The sequence below is a fragment of the Streptomyces sp. NPDC087215 genome, from assembly GCF_044744885.1.
Classification (GTDB): Bacteria; Actinomycetota; Actinomycetes; order Streptomycetales; family Streptomycetaceae; genus Streptomyces.
This window is the reverse complement of the sequence record NZ_JBIUZD010000017.1, coordinates 40835-58513: the sequence shown is the minus strand read 5'-3', so window position 1 is coordinate 58513 and position 17679 is coordinate 40835. Positions and strand designations below refer to the sequence as shown.

Genomic DNA, 17679 nt, shown 5'->3' with positions numbered 1-17679 from the left:
GGATCAGCCGCTGACGCTCGGTGCCCCGGTCTCGATGTGTCCGGTGTACCGGCGCGACCAGGTCCCGTCGAGGTCGGCGAGGACCGTGAAGTCGTACCAGCCGTTCTGGTGGGCGACGGCGTCGAAGTGGTCCTCACGGGTGGAGTTCGCCGGGACGGTGTACGTCCACGGGCCGTCCGTACGGTAGGCGTTCGAGCGGATCGTGAACGTCACGGGACCCGCAGAGGAGTTGCTCAGCCGGAACCACAGGGCCGTCTCCCCGGTGCCCGGCCCGGTCGCGTACCGGGCCGCCACCTCGACGGCTCTGCCCGCCCTGGAGGCGTCGCCGATGAAGCGCCGGAGGAAGCGGTTCGGGCCCATCATCGAGATGTCGTACTTGCCCGACCCCGACCCCGTACCGATGTTGAAGTAGTCCGACGCCGTGCCGCCGGGGTCGACCGTGTACTGCCAGGCGGCCGTGTCGCGGTGCTGGTGGGGGTGGATCGAGAAGTGCGCGGCGCTGCGGGCCTCGGCGCCCTGGTTGGTCATCGAGAACCAGGCCAGGATCTTGCCCGCGGCGCCGAACTCGAAGCGGTCGAGGTTGCCGTTCACCTGGTACGGCAGGGCGCGCGCGGGCCGGGTGCCGGGCTCCTGCGCGGGCAGGGCGTTGTTCTGCGGGGCCGGATTCGGCAGCGGCTTGCAGGTGGCCTGGCCGATCACCTTCGCCGTGGACGGAAGCCCGGCGGGCACCCCGTACACCGGGTGCGCGAAGTCGAAGACACCGGTCAGGTCACCCGTCACCTTCCGCCGCCACGCGCTGATGTTCGGGCAGGACGCCGGAGTGCCGAGGGCCGTCGTCCAGGTCTCCAGGAAACGCAGTACCGAGGTGTGGTCGAAGACCTCGGAGCTGACCCAGCCGCCCCGGGTCCACGGGGACATGACAATCATGGGAACGCGGAAGCCCAGCCCGATCGGCACGCCGTCCAGATACTCGCCCGGGGTGCCCGGCGGCGCCACCGGCGGCGGCACGTGGTCGAAGAAGCCGTCGTTCTCGTCGTAGTTCAGGAACAGCACGGTCGAATCGAAGACGTCCGCGTCGGCGGCGAGCGCGCGGTGCACGAGGTCCACGAAGTGCGCGCCGTCGCCCGGCGGGGCGTAGGGGTGCTCGGAGAACGCCTCGCTCGCGACCACCCACGACACCTGGGGCAGCGTCCCCGCGACGACGTCGGCGCGGATGGCCGCCGCGATGTCGTCCGGGGTGGAACCGGTCACCCTGGGCACCGAGCCCATGCCCCGGTCGTACAGCGGGTCCCCGGGACGCGCGTCCGTGAACCTCCTGAAGTACGCCAGACCGTTGTCGCCGTAGTTGTCCTGGGCGTTCTGGTAGACCTTCCAGCTCACCCCGGCGCGCTGGAGGGCCTCGGCGTACGTCTCCCAGGTGAGCCCCGACTCGTCGCCGCCGTCCTTGCTGGAGGCGTCTATCCTCCCGCTCCACAGGAAGGTGCGGTTGGGTCCGGTCGCGCTGAGCGCCGAGCAGAAGTACGCGTCACAGATCGTGTAGTGGTCCGCGAGCGCGTGGTGGAAGGGAATGTCGCCCCGGTCGAGATGGCCGAGCGTCCGGTTGTTGCCCACGCCCATGACCCAGTTGTCCAGACGCCCCTTGTTCCAGGCGGCGTGCTGGGAGGTCCAGCTGTGCGGCAGGTCGCCGTTGCACTGGGCCAGGGTCTCGCCGTCCGCGCCCCCGGCGGGCGGGGTGTCGCTGAGCTTCCAGGGGTACCGGCGGCCGCCCCAGTCGGGCTGGTCGAACATCCCCCAGCCGCCCGGGATGTTGCCCGCCGCGCGGTCGCCGAAGCCCCGGACCCCGCGCAGGGTGCCGAAGTAGTGGTCGAAGCTGCGGTTTTCCTGCATGAGGATCACCACATGGCGCACATCGGAGAGCGTGCCGGTGGCCGCCCGCGCGGCGGCGGACGCCCGCACCGGAGGCAGCGCGGCTCCCGCCACGAGTCCCGCGCCGATCCCGACGAACCCCCTGCGGCTGATGGGAACCATTCCCCGCCCCTTCCGTCACGGTGTGCCCTGGCGGCACGCCGGAGACATGATGGGGGAGCGCCGCTCAAAGGTGTACGGACGCGCAGTGAGGACTGGACCAACACACCATGACCATGGGGCGCCGGGGCGGAAATCGGTTCGGATCCAGACCGATGCCCCGGCCCGCTCAGACGGTACGGACCTCCACGCCCGCCTCGGTGAGCCGCGCCACGGCCTCCGGGGTGATGCCGGTGTCCGTGACGAGGAGGTCGACGTGGTCCAGACCGCAGATGCGGGCGAACGCCCGGCGGCCCAGCTTGGAGGAGTCGGTCACCACCACGACCCGGCTGGCGCGCTCGGCGAAGAGCCGGCTGATGCTCGCCTCGTCCTCCTGATGGGCCATCACGCCCAACTGGGGATCGACCCCGTCGACCCCCAGGACCACCACGTCGAGCACGACCTCGTTGAGCACTCCGACCGTCAGCGGTCCCACCAGCTCGTACGTCTGGGGTCTGGCCACCCCGCCGGTGGCGACGATCTTGATCTGGGGGCGCACCGCCAGCTCGCCCGCGATGTTCAGCGCGTTGGTGACCACCGTCAGCGCGGGACCGGGCGACGCCATCGCCCCCGGGAGCTCCGCGCGACCGCTCGCGAACCGCAGTGCGAGCGCCCGCGCCACCTCCGTCGTGGTCGTGCCCCCGTTGAGCCCCACGACCTCGCCGGGAGCGACCAGATCGGCCACCGCCTCCGCGATCCGGCGCTTCTCCGGGGCGTGCCGCGTGGACTTGTACCGCAGGGGCAGCTCGTACGACACGCCGTGCGCGACCGCGCCGCCCCGGGTCCGCACGAGCAGCTGCTGCTCCGCGAGCTCGTCGAGGTCCCGGCGGATCGTGGCGGCGGAGACGTCCAGTGTCGTCGCCGCCTCCTCCACCTCCAGCTTCCCCGAGGAGGCCAGGAGTTCGAGGAGCGTGTTCCACCGCTCGTGCTTGGACATGGGTCCCTCCCTGGGGATCGTGCGCACGTCCGATTCTATCCGCCGACGCATCCGGGATCTGGAAACAGAATGCATGTTTCTGCTTGAATGGCTCTGGCTTCGAACAGTTTTCATCACCACAGTGCCCCCTTCTTGCAAGGAGACCGGTCATGAGCACCACCCGTACCGCCGTGGAGATCGCTTCCCAGCCGACGACCTGGCGGCAGGCCGCCCGCACCCTCCCGCAGCACACCGCCGCCCTGCCCCGGCGCGGCGAGCGGGTCGCGGTGATCGGCTGCGGCACCTCCTGGTTCATGGCCCTGGCCTATGCCGAACTGCGCGAGTCCGGCGGCCACGGCGAGACCGACGCCTTCGCCGCCTCGGAGTTCCCCTACGGACGCCACTACGACCGGGTCGTCGCCATCACCCGCTCCGGCACCACCAGCGAGGTCCTGGCCGTCCTGTCCCGGCTGCGCGGCACGGTCCCCACCGGCGCGATCACCGCCGACCCCACGACCCCCGTGATGGACCTCGCCGACGAGGTCGCCGTCCTCGACTTCGCCGACGAGGAGTCCGTGGTCCAGACCCGCTTCGCCACCACGGTCATCGCCCTGTTCCGCGCGCACCTGGAGGCGGAGGACGCGCTGCCCGAGGGCGTGGCCACCGTCGAGGACGCCGCACGGGACGCCGAACAGGCCCTGGGGTCCCCGCTCGACGAGAGCGTCCGCGACGCCGAGCAGTTCACCTTCCTCGGCACCGGCTGGACCTACGGACTCGCCCTGGAGGCAGGCCTCAAGATGCGCGAGGCGGCCGGGGCGTGGACCGAGGCCTACCCCGCGATGGAGTACCGCCACGGCCCCATCAGCATCACCGGACCCGGCCGTGTCACCTGGGGCTTCGGAGTCCTGCCCGCCGGGCTCGCCGACGAGGTCCGCAAGGTCGGCGGCACCCTCTCCGAGAGCGACCTGGACCCGCTCGCCGACCTCGTCCGGGCCCAGCGGCTCGCCGTCGCCGTCGCCGAAGCGCAGGGTCTCGATCCCGACAGCCCCAGGAACCTGACCCGCTCGGTCGTCCTCACCGACCCCGCCGCCTGACCGCCGCCCGCACCCGCCACCCCGGAGAAGCACCATGCCGTTGACGCCGACCGATGAGATCGTCCGCCGCGCCCGCGCGGCGGGCACCGGCGTGGGGGCGTTCAACGTCCTCCAGCTCGAACACGCCCAGGCCATCGTGGCCGGAGCCGAGACCGCCGACCGGCCGGTCGTCCTCCAGATCAGCGAGAACACCGTCCGCTACCACGGCGCCCTGGAGCCGGTCGCCCTCGCCTCCCTCGCCGTCGCCCGCGCCGCCAAGACCCCCGTCGCCGTCCACCTCGACCACGCGGAGAACCCCGACCTCGTCCGGGAGGCCGTAGCCCTGGGACTCGGCTCGGTCATGTTCGACGCCTCGAAGCTCCCCTACGCGGAGAACGTCGCCGCGACCCGCGAGGTCGTGGAGCACTGCCACCGCCACGGCGTCTGGGTCGAGGCCGAACTCGGCGAGGTCGGCGGCAAGGGCGGCGCCCACACCCCGGGCGTCCGCACCGACCCCGCCGAGGCCCGCGCGTTCGTCGAGGCCACCGGAGTCGACGCCCTCGCGGTCGCCGTCGGCAGCTCCCACCAGATGCTGACCCGGGACGCGGTGCTCGACTTCGACCTGATCGCCCGGCTGCGCGCGGCCGTCGACACCCCGCTCGTCCTGCACGGCTCCTCCGGCGTCCCGGACGCGGACCTCACCACCGCCGTCGCCGCGGGCATGACCAAGGTGAACGTCTCCACCCACCTCAACAAGGCCTTCACCCGGGCCGTCCGCGACCACCTGGCGGAGCACCCGGCCACGGTCGACCCCCGCCACTACCTCACCCCCGCCCGCGCGGCCGTCGCCCACGAGGTCGCCCATCTCCTGACGGTCCTCGCACCCAACTGACCCGGCCCGCCGGACCGGGAGCCCGGCGCGGTGGCGCACCCCCTCCGCACCCCCTCCGCACCACCGCGCCGACCGGGCCCACGGAAAGCGGCCCCGACGGGGGCCGCGCTTCCGGAGCCGTACGGCGGGGCCCGCGCACCGAAGCACCCGCGCGGGCCCGCCGTACGGCCGCGTCAGCCCTCCCCGTCGATCCGCTCCGCCACGAACACCGGGATCTCCCGCTCGGTCCTCACCGCGTAGTCCGCGTAGTCGGGGAAGGCCGCCACCGCCCGCTCCCACCACGCCTCGCGCTCGGCGCCGGTGACGATCCGGGTCCGCATGTCCCACACCCGGGGGCCGTCCCGCACCTCCACGAGCGGCGAGGCGACGAGGTTGTGGTACCAGAAGGGGTGCTCGGGCGCGCCGCCCTTCGAGGCCACCAGGGCGTACGCCCCGTCGTGCTCGACCCGCATCAGCGGGGTCTTGCGGAGCTTCCCGCTGCGCGCGCCGACGCTGGTGACCAGCACGACCGGCATGTCCCGCATGGTCGTGCCCTGGGTGCCGCCGGACGACTCGTACAATTCGACCTGGTCACGCACCCACTGGCTCGGGCTGGGCTCGTACTCGCCTTCGAGGGGCATGGAAGTCCTTTCGGGTCGTTCCGGGACCCCGCTGGTCCCCGGGACGTCGTCAGTACCATCTCGTACAGTGACGCATGACGGCGGTGCGGTGGCACGACACGAGGGGGAACGGCCCGGACGGGGGAGTTGTTCCTACGGCCCGGCCCCCTCCCGGTCCCCGACCCGCCCGGCCCGCACCCGTTCCCAGGAGCCGCATCCGTGCCCAGCATCGAGTACGCCGACATCAGGACCGCCGCCGAGCGCGTCCACGGCCACGTCCGCCCCGTCACCGTCGCCCCCGCCGACCCCGGCACGCTGCCGTACGAGCTCCACTACGCCCTGGAGCTCATGCAGCACACCGGCTCCTTCAAGGCCAGGGGCGCGCAGAACTTCCTCCTCGCCCACCGCGAGGCGGGCACCCTGCCCACCGCCGGTGTCACCATCGCCTCGGGGGGCAACGCGGGCCTCGCGTGCGCCTGGGCGGCCCGGCGGCAGAACGTCACCGCGACCGTCTTCGTGCCGACCACCGCCCCCAAGGTCAAGGTCGACAAGCTCGTCGCCCTGGGCGCCGACGTCCGGCTCGTCGGCAGCGAGTACGCCGAGGCGCTCGCCGCCTGCGAGGACTTCGCGGCCACCACCGGCGCCCTCGCCTCCCACGCCTACGACCACCCGCTGATCGCCGCGGGCGCGGGCACCCTCCTCGACGAGATCCACGCGCGCGTGCCGGACCTCGACACCGTCGTCGTCGCGGTCGGCGGCGGCGGGCTCCTCAACGGCGTCGCCGTCGCCGCCCGGCACCACGGCATCCGCACCGTCGCCGTCGAACCCGAGGGGTCCCGCGCCCTCGACGCCGCCCTGCGGGCCGGTCACCCCGTCGACGTCACCGTCCGGTCCGTCGCCGCCGACTCCCTCGGTGCCCGCCGCGCCTCCGCCGCCGCGGTCGAGACGGCCCGCCACGACGACGTCCGCGGCGTCCTCGTCGGGGACGCCGCGATCGTCCGCGCCCGCCGCGCCCTGTGGGACGACCGCCGCCTGGCCGTCGAGCACGCCGCCGCCACCGCCCTCGCCGCCCTCGCGCCGCAGGACGACGGAACCGACGCGCCCTCCGGCTACCGCCCGGCCCGGGGCGAGAAGGTCTGTGTGGTCCTCTGCGGCGCCAACACCGACCCGGGCGATCTGACGGGGGAGCCCGAGGCCCGGTAGCCACGGCGACAGGACCGGCCTCCGCCACGGCCCCGGGCTCAGATCTCGATGCGGCACTCCCACCAGGGCCGGCCGGAGAAGCCGAAGGGGTCGTTGGCCGTGCGGGCGAGGACACGCGCGTCGACCGGGGCCAGCGCGGCCCGCAGCTCCCGGCGGGCGCGGGGGCGAAGGTTCCACACAGCCAGTTCCAGCAGGGTGCGGATGTGCCCGGTCGGGACGTCCGTGTAGCCGTAGCGCCACTCCTCGGCCCTGCGGGGGCGTCCGGCGAGCAGCGCCCAGCGATGCAGCGAGAGGGCGATCTCACCCCTGTCCAGGCCCCGGTCGCGCTCGAACCGGGCTATCTGCCGGTTCGCCGACGCCGACAGCCCCGGAATGACGGTTCTCCTGGCGCGCCCGGTGTCCCGAAGACGCAGCTGTGACCTGATCTCGCCCGGTGTCCGGCGAGGCATGGTGACTTCCCTGAAAGGGTGGGTGTCCGGCAGGTACCGGAACGATAACCCCACCGCCGATGATCGTCCATGCCCCGCCATCCGGACCCGCCCCCTCACCGTGACGGCGGGTGCGTCAGGATGGGGGCATGACCGAGATCCTCACCCCCCGTCTCGTCCTCCGGCGCTGGAGCGACGACGACCTCGTCCCGATGTCCGAGATCAACGCCGACTCCGAGGTCATGCGCTGGATCCGCGACGGCTCCGTCCTCGACCTCGAACAGACCGCCGAGGCCATCGAGCGCTGGGAGGACGAGTGGGACGAGGAGGGCTTCGGGCTGTTCGCCGTCGAGCTGCTCGGTTCGGGCGAGCTGATCGGCTTCGCCGGGCTCTCGGTCCCACACTTCCTGCCCGCGGTGCTGCCCGACGTGGAGATCGGCTGGCGTCTCGGCCGCTCCTACTGGGGCCAGGGCTACGCCTCCGAAGCCGCCCACGCGGTCCTGGAGTTCGCCCTCCAGGACCGCGGGCTCGACCGGCTCGTCTCCCTCATCCAGCCTTCCAACGAAGCCTCCGTGAACGTCGCGGAGAAGCTGGGCATGACCTTCGAGCGGGAGACGGTCCACCCGGAGTTCGGCCTGCCGCTCCAGGTCTACGCGATCGACCTCACCGAGTACCAGGCCTGACGACCCGGTCCCGGGACGCTCAACCGCGCTCGGGCAGGTCCCGCTCGGCGGGCAGCGACGTGACCGCGCTGTCCCCGACCGCGGCGCGCGAGGCCGCGGCGGCGGGCTTCTTCCCGCAGAACGCGGCCTCCAGCGTCCCGCCGAGCGCCGTGTTCGCCGCCCCCCGGTTCGAGGTGTTCGCCATCGCCGAGAGGCTCCGACGGCCGTCGCGGGTGGCGAAGGCGTACGTGTAGAAGCCCTGCACGGTGCCGGTGTGGCCGTACACCCGCGTCCCGCACGACAGGTCGTAACGGCGCAGGCCGAGCCCGTAGAACCGGGTGTTCGTGGTGTCGGTCGGGGTGACCGAGGTCATCGCCTCCATCATCGCCGGGGACAGCAGCCGCCCCCGCGTCAGGGCGCTGATGAAGGTGTTCAGGTCGGCGGGGCTGGAGATCACGGCCCCGGCGGACTGCGCCCAGGAGACGGTCTGCTCCGTGGAGTCGACGAGCGCGCCACCGGGCTCGTCGGGGTGCAGATAGCCGCGCGCGTGCGGTCCCGTGATCCTGACGTCGGGGTGCACGTACGAGGTGTCGCGCAGCTTCAGGGGCTTGAGGACGCGGCGCTGGTAGGCGTCGGACACCGGCTTGCCCGTGAGCTTCTCGATGAGCATCCCGACCACCACGAAGTTGGCGTTCGAGTACTTGTAGGAGACGCCCGGCTCCGTCGTACGGGGCTCGCTCAGGGACAGGTCGACCAGCTCCTGGTAGCTGAACACCCGGTTCCGTACGGACTCGAAGCCCGGCACGGTGTCGGCGAACATCGCGTTGGTGTAGTCCGCGAGCCCACTGCGGTGGGTCAGCAGGTGCCGGACCGTGATGCGGTCGTCCGGCAGCAGACCGGGCAGGTACGTGTTCACCGGGGCGTCCAGCTCCAGCCTGCCCTCCTGCACCAGCTGGAGCAGCACGACCGTGGAGAACGTCTTGCTGACACTGCCGATGCGGAAGCGGGACCGGATGTCCATCGGCGCGTTCGTGACGCGGTCCTGGACGCCGACGGCCCGGCTCCGGACCCCCTCGGGTCCGGTGAAACGGGCCATCGCGCCGGGCGCGCCGTTGGCCATGGCCGCGTTCAGGGCGGCGGTGACCCCGTCCATGTCGGGCGCGGGCACGGCGGGCGTCGTGGCGGCGGTCGTGGCGGGGGCGGGGGCGGCGAACGCGCTCGTGGCGGGGACGACACCCGCGGCGAGGGAGGCGATCAGAGCGGCGCTCACGGCCAGGCGTCGGTGCGACGTCAGGGGCACGGGATTCCTCAACTTCTTCCGGGTCGTTCGGCACGGCACACGGCCCGGTGTGCCGGGGGCACGGCGGCCATGGCCGCGCGGCCCCGGTCCCGTACCCATGGATCATGAGTGCGGGTACGCGGTGAACGGTTCCTGACACGCGGCGGACGATCCGGACCCGGCCGTTCCGAACGGCGGCCCCGACACGCGCAACCGGTCGGCCGAAAGGGATCGGCCGACCGGTTGCGCCGGGGGAGCGGGGATCAGACCGCGTCGAAGCGGTCCAGCTCCATGACCCGGCTCCACGCGGCGACGAAGTCCGTCACGAACTTCTCCCTGGCGTCGTCGCTCGCGTAGACCTCCGCGAGCGCGCGCAGCTCCGAGTTCGAGCCGAAGACCAGGTCCGCGCGGGTGCCCGTCCACCGGACCTCGCCGGTGGCGGTGTCACGGCCCTCGAACGTCGTCGCGTCCTCGGAGGTCGCCGTCCACGCCGTGCCCATGTCGAGCAGGTTGACGAAGAAGTCGTTCGTCAGGACGCCCGGGGTCGCGGTCAGGACACCGTGCGAGGACTGCTGGTGGTTCGCGCCGAGGACGCGCAGACCGCCGACGAGGACCGTCAGCTCGGGCGCGCTCAGGGTCAGCAGGTTGGCGCGGTCGACCAGCAGGTACTCGGCGGGGAGCCGGTTGCCCTTGCCGAGGTAGTTGCGGAAGCCGTCGGCCTGCGGCTCCAGCGCGGCGAAGGACTCCACGTCCGTCTGCTCCTGCGCGGCGTCCACCCGGCCCGCCCGGAAGGGGACCTCGACCTCGAAGCCCGCCTCCTTCGCGGCCCGCTCGACGCCGACCGCGCCGGCCAGGACGATCAGGTCGGCCAGCGACACCTTCTTGCCGCCGTCCTGGGCGTCGTTGAACGTGTCGCGGAGGCCTTCCAGGACGCGCAGCACCGACGCCAGCCGGTCCGGGTCGTTGACCTCCCAGCCGATCTGGGGCTGGAGGCGCACCCGGGCGCCGTTCGCACCACCGCGCTTGTCGCTGCCCCGGAAGGAGGAGGCGGCGGCCCACGCGGTCGAGACCAGCTCGGACACCGTCAGACCGGTGGCGGCGACCGCGCTCCTGAGCGAGGCGATGTCCGCCGCTTCCACCTGCTCGTGGTCGGCGGCGGGCAGCGGGTCCTGCCAGAGCAGGACCTCGGAGGGCACCTCGGGGCCGAGGTAGCGGGCGACCGGACCCATGTCGCGGTGGGTCAGCTTGAACCAGGCGCGGGCGAAGGCGTCGGCGAACTCCGCCGGTTTCTCGTGGAAACGCCGCGAGATCAGCTCGTACGCCGGGTCGAACCGCAGCGACAGGTCCGTCGTCAGCATGGTCGGCGCGTGGGTCTTCGACGGGTCGTGGGCGTCCGGGACCGTGCCCGCGCCCGCGCCGTCCTTCGGACGCCACTGGAAGGCGCCCGCCGGGCTCTTGAACTGCTCCCACTCGTAGCCGAAGAGGATGTCGAAGAAGCTGTTGTCCCAGGCCGTCGGCGTGTCGGTCCAGATGCCCTCCAGACCGCTGGTGATCGCGTCGCCGCCCCTGCCGGTGCCGTGGGTGCTGCTCCAGCCGAGACCCTGCTCCTCCAGCGCGGCGGCCTCGGGGTCGGCGCCCACGCGGTCGGCGGGCCCGGCGCCGTGCGTCTTGCCGAAGGTGTGGCCGCCCGCGATGAGGGCGACGGTCTCCTCGTCGTTCATCGCCATCCGGCCGAAGGTCTCGCGGATGTCCCGCGCGGCGGCGATCGGGTCCGGAGTGCCGTTGGGGCCCTCGGGGTTGACGTAGATGAGGCCCATCTGCACCGCGCCGAGCGGGTTCTCCAGCTCGCGGTCGCCGGTGTAGCGCTCGTCGCCGAGCCAGGTGGTCTCGGGGCCCCAGTAGACGTCCTCGTCGGGCTCCCACACGTCCGCGCGGCCACCGGCGAAGCCGAAGGTCTCGAAGCCCATCGACTCCAGGGCGACATTGCCCGCGAGGATCAGCAGGTCGGCCCAGGAGATGTTCTGGCCGTACTTCTTCTTCACCGGCCACAGCAGACGGCGGGCCTTGTCCAGGTTGCCGTTGTCCGGCCAGCTGTTGAGCGGCGCGAAGCGCTGCTGGCCCGCCCCGGCGCCGCCGCGTCCGTCGCTGACGCGGTACGTGCCCGCGCTGTGCCACGCCATCCGGACCATCAGCGGGCCGTAGTGCCCGAAGTCGGCGGGCCACCACTCCTGCGAGGTGGTCAGCACCTCGGCGATGTCCCGCTTCACGGCCGGCAGATCGAGGTTCCCGAACGCCTCGGCGTAGTCGAACTCCCCGCCCAGCGGGTTCGCCACGGCGGGGTTCTTCGCGAGGATCTTCAGGTTGAGCCGGTTCGGCCACCACTGGCTGTTGCCGCCGCTCTGGGTGGGGTGCGCGGCACGGCCGTGCGCGACAGGACAGCCACCGCCGCCCTCCTCCTTCGCGTCCACGACGATCGCTTCATGGTTCTCAGACATGGAGTCCCTTCCGGACCAGGCGGTTCTTTCGCAGTGATCAGGAAGCGCGGTCGGCCGCTCGGCCGGACACCGGCCGCTCCCCGCGGGTGGACCGGCGCGCCCTGGTGAACGCCCCCGCCCCGCCCGCCGTGCCGGAGTCTTCCTGTCCCTTGGCCATCATCGAATCCGATCCTACGATGGACGAAGTCCAAGTCAAGAAGAAACCCAATCATTCGAAGGGGTGAGCCGGATGAGTGACCTGCTGGCGCGACTGCGCGCGCGTGGCTGGCGGATGACGTCCCAGCGGCGGGTCGTCGCGGAGGTCCTCGACGGCGACCATGTGCACCTCACGGCGGAGGAGGTGCACGTACGGGCCGTGGCGCGGCTGCCGGAGATCGCGCGGGCGACGGTCTACAACACCCTCGGTGAACTGGTCGCGCTGGGCGAGGTGGTGGAGCTCTCCACCGACGGGCGGGCCAAGCGGTACGACCCCAACGCGCGCCGCCCGCACCAGCACCTGGTCTGTTCGGGCTGCGGTGTCATCCGGGACGTCCACCCGACCGGTGACCCGCTGGCCGACCTCCCGCCCGGCGAGCGGTTCGGGTTCGCCGTGTCGAAGGCGGACGTCACGTACCGGGGGCTCTGTCCGGCCTGTTCCTGACGGCCTGTTTCTGGTGGGCCGGGTGGTGCGGGTGAGGCGGCGGGTGCGGCAGGAACGGCGGGAGCCCCTCCACCCGGTGGTGGAGGGGCTCCTCGTGTGCCGCGCCGCCGTGCGGCGGACGGTCTACTTCAGGACCGCGAGCGCGTCCTCGTAGTTCGGCTCGTCGGCGATCTCGCCCACCAGCTGCGCGTGCAGCACGGTGTCGTTCTCGTCCAGGACCACGACGGCGCGGGCGGCCAGACCGGCCAGCGGGCCGTCCGCGATGTCCACGCCGTAGTTCTCGTGGAACTCGCGGCCGCGCAGGGTCGAGAGGTTCTTGACGTTCTCCAGGCCCTCGGCGCCGCAGAAGCGGGCCTGGGCGAAGGGCAGGTCGGCGGAGACGCAGAGCACGACCGTGTTGTCGAGGTCCGCGGCCTTCTCGTTGAACGCGCGCACGGAGGAGGCGCAGGTGGGGGTGTCGACGCTCGGGAAGATGTTGAGGACCTTGCGCTGACCGGCGAAGTCCTTCAGGGACTTGTCCGCGAGACCCTCGGCGACGAGCGTGAAGTCAGGAGCCTGGCTGCCCGGCGTCGGCAGTGCGCCGTTGACCTGTACCGGGTTGCCCTTCAGCGTGACCTGGGCCATGGGGAATCTCCTTCGGAGGGATGGGTGGCGACGGGGGAATCGTACGGCGTGGTGGCGGACGTGCCGGACAGGGCCTCCGGGAAGGGGGAGCCGAGCCCCCTTGACTCCCCCTTCTCTCACTTCTTAAATCATGGATGCGGCTAAGGCTCATGACCTCCATTCATGTCATGCCCATGATGTTGTGTGTCCCGGGTCCGGCCGCCTCCCCCACACCCGACGGAAGTGAGAGCCATGAGCCCCTCACGCACCTCCCGCCGCCCCCTGCTCACCGCCCTCGCGGCCCTCGCCGTGGCCGCCGCCGCGCTGGGCCTCGGCCCCGCCGGAACCACGGGCCCCGCCGGGGCGGACGTACGGCTCCGGCCCGTGGCCGGGGCCGCCGCCGTCACCTTCTCCGACGACTTCGACGGCCCCGCGGGCTCCGCGGTGAACGGCTCCCGCTGGCAGACCGAGACCGGCGACAACGTCGACAACCACGAGCGGCAGTACTACACGGCGGGCACCGCCAACGCCGCTCTCGACGGCCAGGGCCGTCTGGTGATCACCGCCCGGAAGGAGAACCCCGCGAACCACGCCTGCTGGTACGGCCGCTGCGAGTACACCTCCGCGCGGCTCAACACCGCCGGAAGGTTCACCACCACGTACGGGCACGTCGAGGCCCGGATGAAGGTGCCGCGCGGCCAGGGCATGTGGCCCGCCTTCTGGATGCTCGGCAACGACATCGGGCAGGTCGGCTGGCCCGCCTCCGGCGAGATCGACGTGATGGAGAACGTCGGCTTCGAACCGTCCACCGTCCACGGCACCCTGCACGGACCGGGCTACTCGGGCGCGGGCGGCATCGGCGCCGCCCACACCCTGCCCGGCGGCCAGGCGTTCGCCGACGCCTTCCACACCTTCGCGGTCGACTGGTCGCCCGGCCGGGTCAGCTGGTCCGTGGACGGGACCGTCTACCAGACCCGTACGCCCGCCGATCTCGGCGGCCGGACCTGGGTGTTCGACAAGCCGTTCTTCCTCATCCTCAACCTCGCCGTCGGCGGTTACTGGCCCGGCGACCCGGACGGCTCGACCTCCTTCCCCCAGCAGCTCGTCGTCGACCACGTCCGGGTGACCACCTCCGACGGTCCCGCCACCGGCGGCCCGATCACCGGCATCGGCGGCAAGTGCGTGGACGTGGCCGGTGCCGACAGCGCCGACGGCACCCCCGTCCAGCTCTACGACTGCAACGGGACCGGCGCCCAGCGGTGGACCCTGGCGGCGGACGGCAGCGTCCGCGCGCTCGGCAAGTGCCTCGACGTCACCGCCGCGGGCACGGCCGACGGCACCCGCGTCCAGCTCTACGACTGCAACGGCACGGACGCCCAGCGCTGGACCGCCGACGTGGCCCGGGACATCGTCAACCCCCGGTCCGGAAAGTGCCTGGACGCCACCGGCAACAGCTCGGCCAACGGCACCCGGCTCCAGATCTGGACCTGCGCGGGCACCGCGAACCAGAAGTGGAACGTGACCCGCTGACCGGCCGACAGGGCCGACCGCCGACAGAGCCGTCCCACGGGTGGAGCCGACCGGCCGGCGGAACCGGCCTTCGGGCCGGAGCCGACCGGCCGGCCCCTTCACGGAGGCGGCCGGTCGACCACGCCGATCCGCCGCTCCCGGGCGGGTCCGCGCCCGACCGGCCCACCGCGCCGGGCCCCTTCCGGCGTCGGCCCCGCCGCCCTCCCGCGTACGCTCGTCCCGTGCCGCCCACCCCACGCCTCCACCGTGTCGCCGTCCTCGTGCTCGAAGGGGCGAAGCCGCTGGACGTCGGCATCCCCGCGCAGGTCTTCACGACCCGCGCGAGTATGCCGTACGAGGTACGGGTGTGCGGCGCCGAACCCGGACTCGTCGCCGGGGGCGACGGCCTCTCGTACGCCGTCGCCCACGGCCTCTCCGCGCTGGCCTGGGCCGACATCGTCTTCGTCCCCGGCTACCGCTTCCCCGACCGGGAGGACCCGCCGAGGGCCGTGCTCGACGCCCTCGTCGCCGCCCATGAACGGGGCGCGCGGCTCGCCGCGATCTCCACCGGTGCCTTCGCCCTCGCCGCCACCGGACTCCTCGACGGCAAGCGCGCCACCACCCACTGGCACTACACCCACGCCCTGATGGCGAAGCGTCCGCTCGTCCGGGTCGACGAGAACGTCCTCTTCGTGGACGAGGGCAGCGTCCTCACCTCGGCGGGCGCCGCCTCCGGCATCGACCTCTGTCTGCACATCCTCCGGGGCGACCTCGGCGTCGCCGCGGCCAACCACGCCGCCCGGCGGCTGGTGGCCGCGCCCTACCGGAGCGGCGGTCAGGCCCAGTACGTGCCGCGCAGCCTGCCCGAGCCGCTCGGCGAACGGTTCGCCGCCACCCGGGAATGGGCGCTGCACCGGCTCGCCGAACCCCTCACCCTGGACGCGCTGGCCCAGCACGCGGCGGTCTCGCCGCGCACCTTCTCCCGGCGCTTCGCCGAGGACACCGGATACACCCCCATGCAGTGGGTGATGCGCGCCCGCGTCGACCTCGCCCGTGAACTCCTCGAACGCTCCGAGCGGAGCGTCGAGCAGATCGCCGCCGACTCCGGACTCGGCACCGGCGCGAACCTGCGGCTGCACTTCCAGCGCATCCTCGGCACCACGCCCAGCGAGTACCGGCGCACCTTCACCAAGGGCGAGTAGCCGCTCCCGGGGGCCTCCCCGGGATCTTGGCACGATCCTTGCGGACCGTGGCGATCACGCCTCTGTCGGGCCTGCTCCCGGCGCGCGAACCTGGTGGTACCGCAGAAGGGACACCTCATCATGACTCGCATCGCCATCAACGGATTCGGCCGCATCGGACGCAATGTGCTGCGCGCACTGCTGGAGCGCGAGACCGACCTCGAGGTCGTGGCCGTGAACGACCTCACGGAGCCCACCGCACTCGCGCGCCTGCTCGCCTTCGACTCGACCTCGGGCCGCCTCGGCCGCCCGGTCACCGTCGAGGGCGACACCCTCGTGGTCGACGGGCGCCGCATCAAGGTGCTCGCCGAGCGCGAGCCCGCGCAGCTGCCCTGGGCCGAGCTGGGCGTGGAGATCGTCCTTGAGGCGACCGGCCGTTTCACCTCCGCCAAGGCGGCCCGCGCCCACCTCGACGCCGGTGCCAAGCGCGTGCTCGTCAGCGCGCCCTCGGACGGCGCCGACGTGACGCTCGCGTACGGCGTCAACACCGACGCGTACGACCCCGAGCTGCACACCATCGTCTCGAACGCCTCGTGCACCACGAACGCGCTCGCGCCGCTGGCCGCGGTCCTCGACGACCTCGCGGGCATCGAGCACGGCTTCATGACGACGGTCCACGCCTACACGCAGGAGCAGAACCTGCAGGACGGTCCGCACCGCGACCCGCGCCGCGCCCGCGCCGCCGGTGTCAACATCGTGCCGACCACCACGGGTGCCGCCAAGGCCATCGGCCACGTCCTGCCGAACCTCGAAGGCAAGCTGTCCGGCGACTCGATCCGCGTCCCGGTGCCGGTCGGTTCGATCGTGGAGCTGAACACCACCGTCTCCCGCGACGTGACCCGCGAGGACGTCCTCGCGGCGTACCGCACGGCGGCCGAGGGCCCGCTCGCCGGTGTCCTGGAGTACTCGGAGGACGCCCTGGTCTCCGCCGACATCGTCGGCAACCCGGCCTCGTCGATCTTCGACTCGGAGCTCACCCGGGTCGAGGGCCGCCACATCAAGGTCGTCGCCTGGTACGACAACGAGTGGGGCTTCTCGAACCGCGTGATCGACACGCTCCAGCTGCTCGCCGGCTGACCCGGAAGTCCGTTCTGCCCGACGCCCCCGCCGCATCCACGGACGCGACGGGGGCGTCGGGCGTTCCCGTACGGGTTCAGCGGCGCACGGCCCGCCACAGCAGCACCGAGCCCAGCACCGGCACGCCGAGACCGAAGACCGCGACCAGCGTCAGCTCCGTCGGCCCGATGCGGCCCGAGGCGCCGAGCCCGACGCTCAGGAACAGCAGCACCGGCACGGCCGCCCCGGTGACGGTCCCGACGATCTTCTCCCGGCGCTGCCACTGCGGGGCGCGCCACAGCAGGAACAGGGTCCCGATCAGCACCGCCGCCCCCAGCAACGGGGCGAGCACGAGGAGCAGTCCCGAAGCGGCGAGCAGCGCCAGGACGCGCCGGGTGCGGGGAGCCGCGGGGGCCGCTCCCTCCTCGCTCAGGGCGGAGGCGGCCACGGTCCGCGGGTCGCCCAGTCCGGTGAGGACCGCACGGACCCGGTCGTCGTCCGTGCTCCCGTCCACTCCGTTGACCTCGATGTGCTCGCGGAGGTCCGCGAGGAGTTCGGCGCGCCGCTCGGCGGGCAGGCCGGTGGTCTCGCGCCCGACGGCGTCGAGGTAGGCGGCCGCGAGCGGGTGGTCGACGGCGTTCATGTGGGATCCCCCTGTGGGTCGGTGAGGAAGTGGTCGACGGCGTCCCTGAAGTGCGGCCACGCCCGGGTGAACTCGGTGAGCGAGGCCCGGCCCGCGCCGGTGAGCGTGTAGTAGCGGCGCGGCGGTCCGCCGGAGGCGTCGCGCAGCTCGGTGTCGACGAGCCCCTCGCGGCGGAGCCGTGACAGCAGGGGGTACATCGTGCCCTGACTGGTGGTCATGGCACTCACCGAGGACAGCTCGGCGACGATCTCGACGCCGTACTTCGGCTCGTCCCTGAGCAGCGCGAGGACGCAGTACTCCAGAACTCCCTTGCGGAGCTGGCTCGGGACCCTGCCGCCGAAGTCGTTCATTGCGTTACCAGGAGCCATGCAATGCA

Annotated in this window: 17 protein-coding genes; 8 read left to right on the top strand and 9 right to left on the bottom strand. The window is 72.5% G+C overall.

The window, feature by feature from the left end:
* Window positions 1-3: 3 nt before the first annotated feature.
* Both ACIO92_RS30075 and ACIO92_RS30070 read right to left on the bottom strand, forming a co-directional pair.
* Window positions 4-2028 (bottom strand): phosphocholine-specific phospholipase C, encoded by a 2025-nt coding sequence (locus ACIO92_RS30075; protein WP_366443678.1) that lies wholly within the window; start codon window positions 2026-2028, stop codon window positions 4-6.
* Window positions 2029-2194: 166 nt separating this feature from the next.
* Window positions 2195-3001 carry a DeoR/GlpR family DNA-binding transcription regulator gene (locus tag ACIO92_RS30070; protein WP_402283592.1) on the bottom strand — a complete coding sequence of 269 codons (807 nt, stop codon included), beginning with the start codon at window positions 2999-3001 and terminating at the stop codon, window positions 2195-2197.
* 149 nt (window positions 3002-3150) lie between these two features.
* Here ACIO92_RS30070 and ACIO92_RS30065 point away from each other — a divergent pair, with 149 nt between their 5' ends.
* Both ACIO92_RS30065 and ACIO92_RS30060 read left to right on the top strand, forming a co-directional pair.
* On the top strand, window positions 3151-4074 hold the full coding sequence (locus tag ACIO92_RS30065) for a sugar isomerase (RefSeq protein ID WP_366443680.1): 924 nt from the start codon (window positions 3151-3153) through the stop codon (window positions 4072-4074).
* Window positions 4075-4108: 34 nt separating this feature from the next.
* Window positions 4109-4945 (top strand): class II fructose-bisphosphate aldolase, encoded by an 837-nt coding sequence (locus tag ACIO92_RS30060; protein ID WP_366443681.1) that lies wholly within the window; start codon window positions 4109-4111, stop codon window positions 4943-4945.
* Window positions 4946-5118: 173 nt separating this feature from the next.
* Here ACIO92_RS30060 and ACIO92_RS30055 read toward each other — a convergent pair whose 3' ends face one another.
* Entirely contained in the window at window positions 5119-5565 is a 447-nt protein-coding gene (locus ACIO92_RS30055; protein ID WP_366443682.1) for a nitroreductase family deazaflavin-dependent oxidoreductase, read from the bottom strand.
* A gap of 198 nt (window positions 5566-5763) precedes the next feature.
* On the opposite strand from ACIO92_RS30055, the gene ACIO92_RS30050 reads away from it, so the two are divergent.
* Complete coding sequence (locus ACIO92_RS30050; protein ID WP_401240523.1) at window positions 5764-6747, top strand: serine/threonine dehydratase; 984 nt, start codon at window positions 5764-5766, stop codon at window positions 6745-6747.
* Between the two features lie 38 nt (window positions 6748-6785).
* Here ACIO92_RS30050 and ACIO92_RS30045 read toward each other — a convergent pair whose 3' ends face one another.
* The gene (locus ACIO92_RS30045; RefSeq protein WP_366443684.1) at window positions 6786-7196 is read right to left on the bottom strand and encodes a hypothetical protein; all 411 of its coding nucleotides are present in this window, start codon (window positions 7194-7196) and stop codon (window positions 6786-6788) included.
* A gap of 128 nt (window positions 7197-7324) precedes the next feature.
* On the opposite strand from ACIO92_RS30045, the gene ACIO92_RS30040 reads away from it, so the two are divergent.
* A complete protein-coding gene (locus tag ACIO92_RS30040) occupies window positions 7325-7858 on the top strand; it encodes a GNAT family N-acetyltransferase (protein WP_366443685.1) in 534 nt (177 codons plus the stop codon).
* Window positions 7859-7877: 19 nt separating this feature from the next.
* Here the strand turns inward: ACIO92_RS30040 and ACIO92_RS30035 are convergent, their stop codons facing one another.
* Both ACIO92_RS30035 and katG read right to left on the bottom strand, forming a co-directional pair.
* Window positions 7878-9137: a serine hydrolase domain-containing protein gene (locus tag ACIO92_RS30035; RefSeq protein ID WP_402283596.1), complete on the bottom strand. Its 1260-nt coding sequence runs from the start codon at window positions 9135-9137 to the stop codon at window positions 7878-7880.
* A gap of 242 nt (window positions 9138-9379) precedes the next feature.
* Window positions 9380-11611, bottom strand: coding sequence for a catalase/peroxidase HPI (gene katG, locus ACIO92_RS30030; protein ID WP_402283598.1), 2232 nt, complete (start codon window positions 11609-11611; stop codon window positions 9380-9382).
* Between the two features lie 229 nt (window positions 11612-11840).
* Between katG and ACIO92_RS30025 the strand changes: the two genes are divergently transcribed.
* Window positions 11841-12251, top strand: a complete 411-nt coding sequence (locus tag ACIO92_RS30025; RefSeq protein WP_366443688.1) for a Fur family transcriptional regulator — start codon at window positions 11841-11843, stop codon at window positions 12249-12251.
* Window positions 12252-12374: 123 nt separating this feature from the next.
* On the opposite strand, the gene tpx is transcribed toward ACIO92_RS30025, so the two are convergent.
* Window positions 12375-12875, bottom strand: a complete 501-nt coding sequence (gene tpx / locus ACIO92_RS30020) for a thiol peroxidase (protein ID WP_366443689.1) — start codon at window positions 12873-12875, stop codon at window positions 12375-12377.
* A gap of 231 nt (window positions 12876-13106) precedes the next feature.
* Here tpx and ACIO92_RS30015 point away from each other — a divergent pair, with 231 nt between their 5' ends.
* From ACIO92_RS30015 to gap, 3 genes are all read left to right on the top strand, one after another.
* Window positions 13107-14384 carry a ricin-type beta-trefoil lectin domain protein gene (locus ACIO92_RS30015; protein ID WP_402283600.1) on the top strand — a complete coding sequence of 426 codons (1278 nt, stop codon included), beginning with the start codon at window positions 13107-13109 and terminating at the stop codon, window positions 14382-14384.
* A 221-nt stretch (window positions 14385-14605) separates the two neighbouring features.
* On the top strand, window positions 14606-15565 hold the full coding sequence (locus ACIO92_RS30010; protein WP_366443691.1) for a helix-turn-helix domain-containing protein: 960 nt from the start codon (window positions 14606-14608) through the stop codon (window positions 15563-15565).
* Between the two features lie 120 nt (window positions 15566-15685).
* Window positions 15686-16681 (top strand): type I glyceraldehyde-3-phosphate dehydrogenase, encoded by a 996-nt coding sequence (gene gap, locus ACIO92_RS30005; protein WP_366443692.1) that lies wholly within the window; start codon window positions 15686-15688, stop codon window positions 16679-16681.
* Window positions 16682-16757: 76 nt separating this feature from the next.
* On the opposite strand, the gene ACIO92_RS30000 is transcribed toward gap, so the two are convergent.
* Together ACIO92_RS30000 and ACIO92_RS29995 are read right to left on the bottom strand one after the other, a co-directional pair.
* The gene (locus ACIO92_RS30000) at window positions 16758-17303 is read right to left on the bottom strand and encodes an HAAS signaling domain-containing protein (RefSeq protein ID WP_366443693.1); all 546 of its coding nucleotides are present in this window, start codon (window positions 17301-17303) and stop codon (window positions 16758-16760) included.
* Window positions 17300-17671 carry a PadR family transcriptional regulator gene (locus ACIO92_RS29995; protein WP_402060107.1) on the bottom strand — a complete coding sequence of 124 codons (372 nt, stop codon included), beginning with the start codon at window positions 17669-17671 and terminating at the stop codon, window positions 17300-17302. Before ACIO92_RS29995 ends, ACIO92_RS30000 begins: the two co-directional genes overlap by 4 nt.
* Window positions 17672-17679: the final 8 nt, after the last annotated feature.